The organism is Pseudomonas sp. AA-38, from assembly GCF_029457475.1.
Lineage (GTDB): Bacteria > Pseudomonadota > Gammaproteobacteria > Pseudomonadales > Pseudomonadaceae > Aquipseudomonas.
In genome coordinates this window covers 3935882-3949500 of the sequence record NZ_CP120359.1, presented here as the reverse complement: position 1 = coordinate 3949500, position 13619 = coordinate 3935882, and the positions used below count along the sequence as shown (strand labels likewise).

Here is a 13619-nt window from a genome sequence, read left to right as displayed (position 1 = left end):
GACCATGTTTGAGCACCGTAGGATGGGTAGAGCAACGCGAAACCCATCGAATTTCCCCCGGGTTTCGCTGTGCTCTACCCAGGCTACTTGCTGGCTATGTACGGCAATTGCCGGCGCTTTATCCGCCAGATGAAACTGACCCAGGCGGTGATCCGGCAGATGTCGGAGGGCGAGTTACCCGAACTCGACCCCCTGGCCGAACGCCTGGCGCAGAACCGGTGCAATCAGGGGTGAACTGCGCCCTTGTTGGATGGCTTGGTTGCGTCCTCTCGCGCAGGGTGGATGACGCTTTTTCATCCACCACCTGGCGACTGACCGGGTCACTCAGTCGCCACAATCAGCCTCGACCTGTTCCGGCGATCCACACCAATCCTTCGCATAAATACCTATCGCCACGACCCGATGGAAGCTCGAATAGGGCCAATACACCAGTTGCTGAACGTGGCCATGTTTGAGCACCGTAGGATGGGTAGAGCAACGCGAAACCCATCAAATTTCCCCCGGGTTTCGCTGTGCTCTACCGAGGCTACTTGCTGTCGAACAGGCGAGTCCGGCAGAGGAACAAGGCCGATAACAATTCTTATCCCCGTGATCGCTTGAACGCTTGGCTCCCGCGTGCGAATTATAGAGTTGCCAGGGCGTGAGCGCCCACAACAGGCCGGATATACGAATGCAACCGCGCTGACGACAGGATCGAAAAGCTATTGCTCACTACTTGTGGGGAGAGTCCATATACCTTGATTAGGCCACGCTGCAGGGAAACTCGGCGTGAACTTGATCCAACAAACCGAAGCCCTCGCGTGCTGTACCGAATATGAAGCTGGCAGGGGTTTCACCACTGAAGATTGCGTAGGCGGACGTGGATGCAGATATTGCATCTCCAGCGCCATAGATCTTCATTGGTATACCGCTCACTTGCGGGATCTCGCCGCGAATAACGGTGCTCATAGTGGCCGATATTCCACCACCATTAGCCGGCCCATATCCGAAGCTCATTGGCTGCGGTCCAGACGCTGGAAAAGCGAAGCGCCAGAACCGAAGGTCTCCAAAGCGTGGACGTACCTCGATAGCCTTAATTCCAGCATTGCCCAAGTAGGCATCGTGCTGCCGAATAATCAGGTTAGTCTGAGTCGCAGTGTGTCTTGTAGGTGGGCGTTGTTCTACGGCAGCACGAATTTCCTCAATCCAATCCGGACTCGCTAGGTTCACGCAGAGTCGGGCTCGCAAGGCCGGTGGAACGTCTCGGATTGATACATTGTGTAGAAGGCCAATGAGCGGGAACGCTTCTTCTTTGGTCTCAATTGCCCGTTGCAACGCGTAGGCAAGTTCCTCTTGGCATGGCCTGCTCGCAAGGCTTGCCGGTGTAATTAGATATGCCCAGCCGGCGAGCGCATCGGAGCAGATGCGCTCGCCGAGCTGTGTCCATAGGTGCTGTCCTGGGATGAGAGCTACTCGGTCATATAAAGCTACGACTCCGGCGGCAGCAAGCTGCTGAATGAGGTAGTCAAAATCTCCTTCAGCGTTGTCAGCCCAAGCGTAGGTAATCCAAAGAGGGGGCATATCGAGGCGTCTCCTGTGTTGTCTAACGTTGCCAACACGCGCATCTGTATAGTGGAGGCGAAGCCGCAATGGAAAAGCTGTCGCTGTGTTTGGTTTTGTTAATTGCTTATTCGACGTTGTCAGCTGGATAGATCTCTATCATCAGTGAGTTGTCAGGAGCATTAGAAACGCCGAACTTCTTACCAATGACGCCAAACGTCTGAAGATTCATAGGTACGATCTTATTGAAGCCCATTTTTTGCAGCACGGCAGCCAGTTGATTCGCTAAAAAAGTTGTCTCTTTGCAGCCTGGATATCCCAGAGTTATGTGAGAGCGAACAATCTTTTCGGAATGTTGTGTTGAGAAGCGTGATATTTCTTGCTTCAGAAATTCGATATCTTCCTGGGTCACTTCGCGCTGCTGAAGACCTGTGTATTTATCTCCAATCTCACCATGATTGGTGCCGGTATTTATATTTTTCCCAGTGATGGTTTTTTGTTGTGAGAGAGGTTCTGAGGCTGGGCTGGGCTGAACCGCATTTACTTCAAACCAAAGGAATTTGGCATGCCGACCGCGCGCCCTGTCTATGTTGTACTGGATGAAAAGCACAATCAGCATTATTGCCAAGATGACAAACGACCCAGCAATGATCCACTGGAATATTTGATTGCTCAAAGCTGATTCAAGAATTTTATCCATATGCTCCTCAGCGAGATTAAATTAACAGTGATTAGATAGTCTTCCCTACTAATCCAATAGCATGGAAGACGGTATAACTCCGAAAAATGAAATCTTAAAGTTCAGGAAGATTTAAATTTTTCAATGACTTGGCAAACGAGGTATGCGCCAGCGCGTATTCGCTTGACTTCCACATTTCACGCTTTCATTACTACTGGGTAGGTATACACAAAGGCACTGGAAAGGTGCAAGGTGCGCGAGGGATCGTGTCGAAATCAACGGTCGACACAGAGTCGCAGCGCGTAGGGGCATGACGCTTTTCTTATCCACCGTTTGCGCTGGCTGTTCGGGCTACTGGCTATCGAAAGCCTCGCCGCTGAAGCGCCTCCCACGGTGTACTGGATGTTCCTGTGCCTGTGGGAGGGGCTTTCGGCTCTGGCATCCTGCTTCGCTCTACCTCCAGCATCCATGCAGTCGTAGCCGCGATTGGTAGCGGGCAAAGCGCCCCCGGATTTCATCCGGGCTACGAAAATTTTCAGCCTCGCTGTAACGCCCACATCTCTGCCTCGTCCATTGCTGCGAGGGCGCCAATCCGGCCCCGCATTCCGAAACGATGGAGAGATGCCATGAAACCACTCAATACCCTGACCGCTACCCTGGGCGCTGCGCTGCTGACTTCCGTGGCCTTTACCGCGCAGGCCGCGAGCAATCCCTTTGCCGCACAGGAGCTGAGCAGCGGCTACAGCCTGGCTGCTGGCGAGAAGAGCCAGGAAGGTTCCTGCGGTGAAGGCAAGTGCGGCGGCGAGATGAAGGCCGACAAGGAAGGCTCGTGCGGTGCCGAGAAGAAAGCCGGTGCCGAGGGTAAATGCGGCGGCGAAAAGAGCGAGTAAGCAGAGAGGGGGACGGGCCATGCAATTGGCAGAACTGGAAGGGGCCGGCCTGGGTTTGCGCCGTGGGCTGCTTGCCGAGTTGCTCGATGACGAGGCCAGCGGTGCCGACTTCCTGGAAGTGGCACCGGAGAACTGGATCGGTGTCGGTGGTCGACTGGGCAAGCAGTTGCGCGCCCTGAGCGAGCGTCGTCCGCTGCTGTGTCATGGTCTGTCCCTCAACCTCGGCGGCTTTGCGCCGCTGAACATGGAGCTGCTGCACGCCATCAAGGGCTTTCTCGACGAGCACGGTGTGTTGGCTTACAGCGAGCATCTGTCGGCCTGCGCCGACGAGGGTCAGCTCTATGACCTGATGCCGTTGCCGTTTTCCGAGGAGTCTATCGAGCGCATCGCCGAGCGCGTGCGCATCGTTCAGGACGTGCTGGGAAGGCCGCTGATCATCGAGAACGTCTCGGCCTATGCACGCCTGCCGGGCGAGCTGGACGAGGCGGATTTCGTTTGCGCCGTGCTGGAGCGCGCGGACTGCCAACTGTTGCTGGACGTCAACAACGTCTACGTCAACAGCCTGAATTTCGGCTTCGATGCCGCTGCCTATATCGCGGCGATGCCCAGTGAGCGCATCGCCTATCTGCATGTCGCCGGGCATTACGACCAGGCGGCAGACCTGAAGATCGACACCCATGGTGCGCCGGTGATCGACCCGGTGTGGGCACTGCTGAGCAGCGCTTATGCGCAGCATGGCGTGCGCCCGACGCTGTTGGAGCGCGATTTCAACTTCCCGCCGCTGGCCGAGCTGTATGCCGAGCTGGCACATATCCGCAGCCTGCAGCAGGCTGCGCAACCGCTGAGCAGGTACGGCACATGAGCGGTGTACAACTACAGCGCGACTTCGCCGCGCGCATCCGCCAGCCCGAGGCTCAGGCGCTGTTGCCGGGTATCACTGGCGAGCGCATGGCGATCTATGAGGAGCTGTTCTTCAACAATGTCGCCAGCCTGGTTGGCAGTGCCTTTCCGGTGCTGCGCGCGGTTTTAGCAAGCGAGCGTTGGCAGAGGCTGCTGCGCGCCTTCTTCGCCGAGCATCGGGCGGCGACCCCGTACTTTCCGCAGATCAGCCAGGAGTTCATCGCCTGGTTGCAGCAGGGGTATCGCGCCGAGCCGGAGGATCCGCCGTTCATGCTGGAGCTGGCGCATTACGAGTGGGTCGAGCTGGCGCTGGACGTCAGCGCGGCGCAACTGCCTGCACAAGGCTGGTCGCCATTGGCCTGGCCGTTGGCCTACCGCTGGCCGGTGCAATTGATAGGGGGCGAGCACCGCCCGTTGCAACCGCCAGCACAGCCAACCTGTTTGCTGGTCTGGCGCGATAGCCAGGACAAGGTGCGCTTCATGCAGCTGACGCCTTTCGCCTATCAGCTCGCACTGCGTCTACAAACCGGTGAGCCGGTGATGCAGGCACTGCAAGGCCTGGCCAATGCCCACGGCCTGCTTGCTGACGGTGCCTATTTCGACAACGCCCGCGCGCTGCTGGATAACTGGCAGGCACGGGATATCTGGTTTCCCCTCGCCGAGGACTGACTCATGATCGCTCTACTCAATCGCTGCCAGGATGCCCTGGAGGCGTCCCGGCGCCTGGATTTTCTCGGCCCGCTGCTGTTGCGCCTGTATCTGGTGCCGGTGTTCTGGATGGCTGGCACGCAGAAACTCAAGGACATCGACGCCACCGCTGCCTGGTTCGGTAACCCGGACTGGGGCCTGGGCCTGCCATTTCCCGAGCTGCTGGCCTGGGCGGCGGCGCTGACCGAGGCCGGTGGCGCCATTCTGTTGCTGTTCGGCTTTGCCGTGCGCTGGATCAGCATTCCCCTGAGCATCACCATGCTGGTGGCGATCTTCACCGTGCATTGGCCCTATGGTTGGCAGGCAATTGCCGATCCGTCCGCGCCCTTCGCCAACGAGCGCGTGCTGGCCGCGGCGGAAAAGCTCGAACGGGCGCGGGCGATTCTGCGTGAGCACGGCAATTACGACTGGCTGACGAGCAGCGGCAAGTTCGTGGTGCTGAACAATGGCATCGAGTTCGCCGCCACTTATCTGGTGATGCTGGTGGCGCTGTTCTTCAGCGGGGCGGGGAGTTGGTTGAGCGTCGATTACTGGCTGGCGCGGCGCTACGGACACCTCTAAAAACTAACTGCGTTGCCATCACCGCGTTAAAAACAGGCTCAAAATGCTCATTTACAGCTCGTAAACTCCGCTTTTTCGCCTGTTTTTGCCTTGTGCTGGCTGCCTCGTCTACGTTTTTAGAAGTGTCCTGGCGTGGATGAGGTCAGGATTCTTCGCGCAGGGCGTCGATCCACTCCTTGGGCACGTCGCGTCTGAGCGCCAGTTGGCACTGCTGGCTGTCGGGGTCGAAGACGATTACCGCCTCGCCCTTGTCCAGGGCGCGGCGTACCCGTTGTACGCGGGTTTCCAACGGCGTCTCGTCACCATTGTCGGTGCCGTCACGGGTGACGAAGTCTTCGATCAGGGCGGTGAGGGTATCGGCTTGCAGCAGATGAGGCGGTATCAGCACGGTGGGGCTCCGGTGTTGCGCTGTCAGGGCTCCGAGCGTGGGCTCAGGTAGCGCTCCAGGGTGTCGTACAGCAGTGTGCTGTCCAGGGGTTTGCTGAGAAAGTCGTTCATGCCGACATCCAGGCCGTGCTGCCGGTGCTCGTGCAGGATATGCGCAGTCAGGGCGATGATCGGCACCGCCGGCAATTGCCGGTTGCGCTCCAGGCGGCGTATGTCGCGGGTGGCCTCGAAGCCGTCCATTTCCGGCATCTCGCAGTCCATCAGCACCAGATGGAAGGCCTCCGGTGCCTGGCTGTAGGTTTCCACCGCAGCCTTGCCGTTGCTGACCAGGCGCACGTCATAGCCGCGCTTCTTGAGAAAGCCCTGAACCACCAACTGGTTCACCGGGTTGTCTTCGGCCACCAGAATGCACGGCGCATCGCCGTTTTCACTGCGTATTTCTCGAACCAAGGTATGCACCTGTGCGCGGGGTTCCTGATAGAGCTCGTCGAGGGCCTGGCGCAGGCTGTTGACGGCAACGGGTTGGGCCAGGTGCTGCAGGCGCAGACCCTGGCCGGAGGGTAGGGTATGGCAGTGCTCCGGCGGGCACACCAGTAGCACGCGCTGGCCCGGCTGCAATAGCGGCGCCAAGGATTCCAGCCAGTGCGTGACACTGCCGGGCCAGGGGGCGATCAATACCAGCAGTGGTGCGACCTTGAAGTCTTCCAGATATTCGTGCAAGCGCTCCGGTGTCTGGCAGCGCTCGGTGCGCATGCCCCAGCGCCCGAGCAGGCGGCTCATGGCATCCAGCCCCAGGCCATCCAGTGAGGCGAGCAGGGCCATGCGCCCAGCGAGCAGGCGAGCGAGTTCGTCCGGTGGCTCGATGGTCTGCGGCAGGGCTATCTCGAAGGCGAAGCGCGTGCCCTGGCCGAGGGTGCTCTGCACCTCGAAGCGCCCGCCCATCATCTCCACCAGCTCCTTGCTGATGGCCAGACCCAGGCCGCTGCCACCATAGCGGCGCGTGGTGCTGGAGTCGCCCTGGGCGAAGGAGTCGAACAGCTTGGCCAGCACCTGCTCGCTGATGCCGATGCCGCTGTCGCTGACGGCGAAGACCAGACTGGCGGCGCCCTGGCTGTCGTTGCGCCGGCTGATGCTGAGGGCGACGTGGCCTTCGGCGGTGAACTTGAGGGCATTGCTGAGCAGGTTCATCAGTACCTGCTTGAGCCGTGTCGGGTCGCCCTGGATACGTCGCGGTACGCCATTTTCCAGGCTCACGTAGAGGCGCAGATGCTTGTCCAGAGCCTGGCCGGTGAACAGGCTGAGGGTTTCGGAAATCATCTCTTCGAGATCGAAGTCGATCTGCTCCAGGCTCAGCTTGCCGGACTCGATACGGGCGTAGTCGAGGATGTCGTTGATCACCGCCATCAGCGAGCTACCGGAGCTGGCGATGGTGTCCACGTAGAAGCGCTGGCTGCGGTCGAGCTGGGTTTCGCGCAGCAATTGCAACATGCCCAGCACGCCATTGAGCGGGGTGCGGATCTCATGGCTCATCTTGGCCAGGAAACGGCTCTTGGCCTGGTTCTCGAACTCCGCCTGCTCGGCTGCACGGCGCGACTGGAAGCCTTCTTCCTTGAGCAGGTTGATGCGGTCGGCCAGGCCGATGGAGAGGGTGATCAGCTCGATGGTCACGCCGATCTTCACCGCCGCACCACCGAACACGCCGAATAGCTCCAGGCCCAGCGAGCCGGTGGTGGCATGGATGAAGGCGAACAGCAATATGGCCCAGGCCAGGGTGTAGTAGGAGCCGTAGCGCACACCACGGCGCCAGGCGTAGAGGCCGGTCAGCAGAAGGATCAACGACACCAGCGAGACGGTCAGGCTGGCGAGAATGTTCCAGGCGGCGAAACCGATCAGCGGCACCGACAGCAGGCAACCGACGCACGCCAGCATCAGCAGGCGCAGGCCGATATCCAGGCGTGGGAAGTATTGGCGGATATGGAGGAAATGCCGGCTGAACTGGATGGCGGTGAGGCAATGCAGGTACATCAGGATATAGATGGCCACCGACTGCAGCGCCACGTGTTCGGGCAGCAGCTTGAACAGCATGCCGTCGAAGCAGGTGGCCAGCAGGCCGACGTTGAGGCTGTAGGCCAGATACCAGAGATAGGCCGATTCACGCAGCGACAGGTAGAGGAACAGGTTGTAGCAGAACATGGCGAACAGCACGCCGTAGAACGCGCCGTTGAGACCCATGAGGTTTTCCTGGGCGGCGGCGCTGGCGCCATAGGTGGCGAAGTACATCGGCACGAATACCGTGCTGGTGGTTTCCACCCTGATCAGCAGGGTGCTGGTGCCGGGTTCGAGCTGCAGGGGAAACCAGAAGTTGCGCACTTGCACCGGACGCTGGGCAAAGGCGAAATGGTCGCCGCTTTCCTGTTCCAGGCGCTGCCCATCGGGGCCGAGCTGATAGACCTGGATATGATCGAGCAGCGGGTAGTTGACTTCCAGATAACCGCCCAAGGCATGGCCGAGGCGGTTATCCAGGCTGACCTTGAACCACCAGGCCGAAGCGTTCTTGCCCAGATTCGGTTGGGTGGCCTGGATGGGGGCGAAGGCGTTCGCATCCAGGGCCAGCACCTGATCGACGCTCATTTTGCCGCTCTTGTCTTCGTGATAGCCCAGGTAGGGGCTCAGGGACAGGCGCATGTCTTCCCTGTCCAGCGGCATGGATTGTCCTGCCCAGCTCGGGCAGGCCAGCCAGAAGAGCAAAAAAGCCAGGCAGAAACGAGGCATCCACGAACCTCTGGGCCAGAGTCATTCTTATCGCGAGCAGGCAGCTCGGGTTGGCAGGGCTGAAAAAGGGGGAACTCGCGTCCCCCCTCCAGTCTCGTGTCACTTTGCCTTTATGCAGTGCCGCCTTCAAGCGTCCTGTTCGCGCTGGCCGAGCAGGCTGTCCACGGGGGGAACACGGGTATCGCTTTCCATTTGCGCTTCGTGCTCCAGTTGATGGCTGAAACGCTCCAGCGAGCCTTGCGCGGGTTGCGCGTCGCTGGCGAAGACGGGTGGGCTGAGTACGTAGGCGGTGAGGATCTGGGTCAGCGCCTTGAGGCTGTCGATATGGGTGCGTTCGTAGCCATGGGTGGCGTCACAGCCAAAGGCCAGCAGGGCGGTACGGATGTCGTGGCCGGCAGCGACCGCCGACTGGGCATCGCTGTGGTAATAGCGGAACAGGTCACGGCGCACCGCGATCTCGTTCTCGGCGGCCAGGCGCAGGAGCTGGCGTGACAGGTGATAGTCATAGGGGCCGCCGGAGTCCTGCATGGCCACGCTGACGGCGTGCTCACTGGACTGCTGGCCCGGGGCGACCGGGGCGATATCGATGCCGACGAATTCGCTGACGTCCCAGGGCAGGGCGGCGGCGGCACCGGAGCCGACCTCCTCGGTGATGGTGAACAGCGGGTGGCAGTCGATCATCGGCTGCAGGCCATGATCGCGCATGGACTTGAGCGCGGTCAGCAGCGCCGCCGCACCGGCCTTGTCGTCGAGATGGCGGGCGCTGATATGGCCGCTTTCGGAGAATTCCGGCAGCGGATCGAAGGCGACGAAGTCGCCCACGGCGATGCCCAGGGCGTCGCAGTCGGCGCGGGTGGCGCAATAGGCGTCCAGGCGCAGCTCGACGTGATCCCAGCTCACCGGCAGGGTGTCGACGGCGGTGTTGAAGGCGTGCCCCGAGGCCAGCAGCGGCAGTACGCTGCCACGGATCACGCCGTTGTCGGTGAACAGGCTTACGCGGCTGCCTTCGGCGAAGCGGCTCGACCAGCAGCCCACAGGCGCCAGACCGAGACGGCCGTTGTCCTTGATCTCGCGGACGATGGCGCCAATGGTGTCCAGGTGCACGGATACGGCGCGGTCGAAGCGCTCGTACTCGCTCTGGCGCCCGCGCAGGGTGGCGCGGATGGTGCCACGGCGGGTCAGCTCGAAGGGGATTTCCAGTTCTTCCAGACGCTCGGCGACGTAGCGCACGATGGTGTCGGTAAAACCTGTCGGGCTGGGGATGGCGAGCATCTCCAGCAGTACCTTCTGCAGGTATTCGAGGTCGGGTTCGGGGAGTGGCTGCATGGAGTCTCCTTGGTCTGTATTGCTTGCGGAGGCTGTCTCTAGGTAGGAACGAATTCAGCGCCGATCGTTTCGTGACGCCGCAGATGAATCCGTTCCTGCACCCACGGCATCAGCCGGTCGCCTGGCTCAGCGGGAACAGCAGGTCGACGAAGCGCTCGGCGGTCGGCTGCGGCTCGTGGTTGGCCAGGCCGGCGCGCTCGTTGGCCTCGATGAACACGTGTTCCGGTTGATCGGCGGCCGGCACCAGCAGGTCGAGGCCGACCACCGGAATTTCCAGAGCGCGCGCGGCCTTGATGGCAGCGTCGCGCAGGGTCGGGTGAAGGATCTCGGTGACGTCCTCCAGAGTACCGCCGGTATGCAGGTTGGCGGTCTTGCGTACCGCCAGGCGCTGGCCGGCCGGCAGCACGCTGTCGTAGTCGAGGCCGGCACCGTGCAGGGTGCGCAGGGTTTCGGCGTCCTTGGGGATGCGGCTCTCGCCGCCGGTAGCGGCCTGGCGACGGCGGCTCTGTGCATCGATCAGTTCACCGATGCTGTGGTGACCGTCGCCGATGATCTCGGCCGGGCGGCGAATGGCGGCTGCCACCACTTCGTAGCCGATCACCAGGATGCGCAGGTCATGGCCTTCGTGGTAGCTCTCCAGCAGTACGCGCTGATCGAACACGCTGGCGCGCTCGATGGCTTCCTGCACCTCGCCCGGCGTGCGCAGATCCACCGCCACCCCCTGGCCCTGTTCGCCGTCCACCGGCTTGACCACCACCGCACCGTGTTCGGCAAGGAAGGCAGCGTTCTCTTCGGCACTGCCGGCCAGGCATTGCGCTGGCACGCTGAGGCCTGCGCGCGACAGGGCACGGTGGGTCAGGCGCTTGTCCTGGCACAGGGTCATGCTCACGGCGCTGGTCAGGTCGCACAGCGATTCGCGGCAGCGGATGCGGCGCCCGCCATGGCTGAGGGTGAACAGCCCGGCTTCGGCGTCATCCACCTGCACCTCGATGCCGCGACGCAGCGCCTCGTCGACGATGATGCGCGCATAGGGGTTGAGTTCAGCCTGCGGGCCGGGGCCGAGGAACAGCGGCTGGTTGATGCCGTTCTTGCGTTTCAGGCTGAAGGTCTGCAACTCGCGAAAGCCCAGCTTGGCGTAGAGTTTCTTGGCCTGCTTGTTGTCGTGCAGCACCGACAGGTCGAGGTAGTTCAGACCACGGCTCATGCCGTGCTCGATCAGATGGCGCACCAGCACCTCGCCGACGCCAGGGCGGCTGCATTGCGGGTCGACCGCCAGGCACCAGAGGCTGCTGCCGTTTTCCGGGTCGCGGAAGGCACGTTGGTGGTTGAGGCCCATGACGCTGCCGATCACCGTGCCGCTGTCCTCGTCCTCGGCCAGCCAGTAGGTGGGGCCGCCTTCGTTGTAGGGGGTGAGCTTGGCCGGGTCGATGGGTAGCATGTTGCGGGTCTGGTACAGGCAGTTGATGGCCTGCCAGTCGGCGTCGTTCTGCGCCCGGCGAATGCGAAAACCGCGAAAGCTGCGACGTGCCGGGCGGTAATCGGTGAACCACAGGCGCAGGGTGTCGGAAGGGTCGAGGAAGAGTTGCTGCGGGGCGTGGGCCAGCACCTGATGCGGCGCGGCGACGTACAGGGCGATGTCACGCTCGCCGGTCTGTTCGCCTAGTAGCGCTTCGGCCAGTGCCGTGGCATCCGGGTAGGTGTGGCCGATCAGCAGCCGGCCCCAGCCGCAATGGATGGCCTGCGGCTGGCTCGGCTCGCTGGTGTGATCTTCGGCCAGGCGCGCTTGCAGGCGTTCGTAGGAAGGCGTCTGGCCGCGGATCAGGCGTTGCTTGAAGGCAGGGGAGCGCATGAGTTGTCCTTCGCCGGTCTGAGCCGGATCGAGTGTTGAGTCGTGCCGATCCCGGATTGCATCCGGGCTGCGACCGTTCTTTAGCTCGTAGGAGCGGCTGGGCGACATTCCGTTTCGGCCGCGAGCCGCTCCCTTGTCATTACAGCCCTTGCTCGCTCAGCCACAGGTTGAGCGCCGCGAGCTGCCACAGCTTGGAGCCGCGTAGCGGCGTGAGCTGGCTCTGCGGGTTGGTCAGCAACTGGTCGAGCATCTTCGGATTGAACAGGCCGCGATCCTGGCTGGGATCGAGGAGCAGGTCGCGTACCCAGCCGAGGGTGGCGCCTTCCAGATGCTTGAGGCCAGGTACCGGGAAGTAGCCCTTGGGCCGGTCGATCACCTCACTGGGGATGACCTTGCGCGCTGCTTCCTTGAGCACGTACTTGCCGCCTTCAGGCAGCTTGAACTGCGCGGGGATACGCGCCGATAGCTCGGCCACGCGGTAGTCGAGGAACGGCGTGCGTGCCTCCAGGCCCCAGGCCATGGTCATGTTGTCCACGCGCTTGACCGGGTCGTCCACCAGCATCACCGTGCTGTCCAGACGCAGCGCCTTGTCCACGGCGGCCTCAGCGCCAGGCTGGGCGAAGTGCTCGCGGACGAACTCGCCGGCCATGTCGCCGGTCAGCCAGGCCGGCTGCACGCAGGCGGCATACTCGTCGTGCTCGCGGTCGAAGAAGGCGGCGCGGTAGGCGGCGAAAGCATCGTCGGCGCCATCGACCTGCGGATACCAGTGGTAGCCGGCGAACAGTTCGTCCGCGCCCTGGCCGCTCTGCACCACCTTGCAGTGCTTGGCCACTTCGCGCGAGAGCAGGTAGAAGGCGATGCAGTCATGGCTGACCATCGGCTCGCTCATGGCGCGGAAAGCCTGCGGCAGTTGCTCGAGGATTTCGTGCTCGCCGATGCGCAACTGGTGGTGACGGGTGGCGAAGCGCTGGGCGATCAGATCCGAATACTGGAATTCGTCGCCGCGCTCGCCGCCGGCATCCTGGAAGCCGATGGAGAAGGTCAGCAGGTTTTCCACGCCGGCTTCACGCAGCAGACCCACCAGCATGCTCGAGTCGACGCCGCCAGAGAGCAGCACGCCAACGTCCACGGCGGCGCGCTGACGAATCTCCACCGCTTCGCGCATGGTCTCCAGCGTACGGTCGCGCCATTCTTCCAGGCCGTAGTTCACTTCCTCGCCCTGCGGGCCGAACTGCAGCGTCCACCAGGTCTGTTGCTCGACCTGGCCGTCGGCGTCGACGCGCATCCAGGTGGCGGGCGGCAGCTTCTCCACGCCCGCCAGAATGGTGCGCGGTGCCGGCACCACGGCGTGGAAGTTCAGGTAGTGGTTCAGCGCTACGGCGTCCAGCGTCTTGGCGATGTCGCCGCCTTGCAGCAGGGCTGGCAGCGACGAGGCGAAGCGCAGGCGCTCGCCAGTGCGCGACAGGTACAGCGGCTTGATGCCGAGGCGGTCACGGGCTATGAACAGGCGTTGGCTATCACGCTCCCAGACGGCGAAGGCGAACATGCCGTTGAGCTTGGGCAGCAGCTTTTCGCCCCAGGCGTGGTAGCCCTTGAGCAGCACTTCGGTGTCGCCGCCGGAGAAGAAACGATAACCGAGCGTTTCCAGCTCGGCACGCAATTCGGGGTAGTTGTAGATGGCGCCGTTGAATACCATGGACAGGCCGAGATCGCTGTCGATCATCGGCTGGCCCGAGGCTTCGGCCAGATCCATGATCTTCAGGCGGCGATGGCCGAGGGCGATGGGGCCTTGGCTGTGGAAGCCATGGGCGTCTGGGCCGCGAGGGGCTTGGTGGTGGGTGATGCGTTCGACTGCCGCCAGATCCGCGGGGCGTCGATCAAAACGTAGTTCTCCAGCTATTGCGCACATAAGTTCCTTACCGGTGTTGCCGTTGGGGAGTGGCCCGTCATCGGGCCTTTTACACCAAAACAAAATAATGCTTTCATGTCAAAGTTTTGGTTGTTATGA

10 protein-coding genes and 1 pseudogene are annotated in these 13619 nt (G+C 61.9%); 5 read left to right on the top strand and 6 right to left on the bottom strand.

Features of this window, described 5'->3' with window-relative positions:
* Positions 1 to 90 precede the first annotated feature (90 nt).
* Positions 91 to 234: pseudogene (locus PVE35_RS18175) on the top strand (anti-sigma factor); the annotation flags it as partial.
* Between the two features lie 1432 nt (positions 235 to 1666).
* Here the strand turns inward: PVE35_RS18175 and PVE35_RS18170 are convergent.
* Positions 1667 to 2239, bottom strand: coding sequence for a hypothetical protein (locus tag PVE35_RS18170; RefSeq protein ID WP_277372588.1), 573 nt, complete (start codon positions 2237 to 2239; stop codon positions 1667 to 1669).
* 605 nt (positions 2240 to 2844) lie between these two features.
* Between PVE35_RS18170 and PVE35_RS18165 the strand changes: the two genes are divergently transcribed.
* The 4 genes from PVE35_RS18165 to PVE35_RS18150 are packed head-to-tail and all read left to right on the top strand — an operon-like array spanning position 2845 to position 5277.
* Positions 2845 to 3108, top strand: coding sequence for a hypothetical protein (locus PVE35_RS18165; RefSeq protein ID WP_277372587.1), 264 nt, complete (start codon positions 2845 to 2847; stop codon positions 3106 to 3108).
* Between the two features lie 19 nt (positions 3109 to 3127).
* Positions 3128 to 3970, top strand: a complete 843-nt coding sequence (locus PVE35_RS18160; protein ID WP_277372586.1) for a DUF692 domain-containing protein — start codon at positions 3128 to 3130, stop codon at positions 3968 to 3970.
* Positions 3967 to 4677: a putative DNA-binding domain-containing protein gene (locus PVE35_RS18155; RefSeq protein WP_277372585.1), complete on the top strand. Its 711-nt coding sequence runs from the start codon at positions 3967 to 3969 to the stop codon at positions 4675 to 4677. The genes PVE35_RS18160 and PVE35_RS18155 overlap by 4 nt, the downstream gene beginning before the upstream one ends.
* Before the next feature lie 3 nt (positions 4678 to 4680).
* Complete coding sequence (locus tag PVE35_RS18150) at positions 4681 to 5277, top strand: DoxX family protein (RefSeq protein ID WP_277372584.1); 597 nt, start codon at positions 4681 to 4683, stop codon at positions 5275 to 5277.
* A 142-nt stretch (positions 5278 to 5419) separates the two neighbouring features.
* Here PVE35_RS18150 and PVE35_RS18145 read toward each other — a convergent pair whose 3' ends face one another.
* The 5 genes from PVE35_RS18145 to PVE35_RS18125 form a co-directional block, all read right to left on the bottom strand.
* On the bottom strand, positions 5420 to 5665 hold the full coding sequence (locus PVE35_RS18145) for a YheU family protein (RefSeq protein ID WP_277372582.1): 246 nt from the start codon (positions 5663 to 5665) through the stop codon (positions 5420 to 5422).
* A 23-nt stretch (positions 5666 to 5688) separates the two neighbouring features.
* Positions 5689 to 8436 (bottom strand): hybrid sensor histidine kinase/response regulator, encoded by a 2748-nt coding sequence (locus tag PVE35_RS18140; protein ID WP_277372581.1) that lies wholly within the window; start codon positions 8434 to 8436, stop codon positions 5689 to 5691.
* A 126-nt stretch (positions 8437 to 8562) separates the two neighbouring features.
* Positions 8563 to 9762 carry an osmoprotectant NAGGN system M42 family peptidase gene (locus PVE35_RS18135; RefSeq protein WP_277372580.1) on the bottom strand — a complete coding sequence of 400 codons (1200 nt, stop codon included), beginning with the start codon at positions 9760 to 9762 and terminating at the stop codon, positions 8563 to 8565.
* A gap of 109 nt (positions 9763 to 9871) precedes the next feature.
* Positions 9872 to 11611 carry an N-acetylglutaminylglutamine synthetase gene (gene ngg / locus PVE35_RS18130; protein ID WP_277372579.1) on the bottom strand — a complete coding sequence of 580 codons (1740 nt, stop codon included), beginning with the start codon at positions 11609 to 11611 and terminating at the stop codon, positions 9872 to 9874.
* Positions 11612 to 11750: 139 nt separating this feature from the next.
* Positions 11751 to 13520 (bottom strand): N-acetylglutaminylglutamine amidotransferase, encoded by a 1770-nt coding sequence (locus PVE35_RS18125; protein WP_277372578.1) that lies wholly within the window; start codon positions 13518 to 13520, stop codon positions 11751 to 11753.
* Positions 13521 to 13619: the final 99 nt, after the last annotated feature.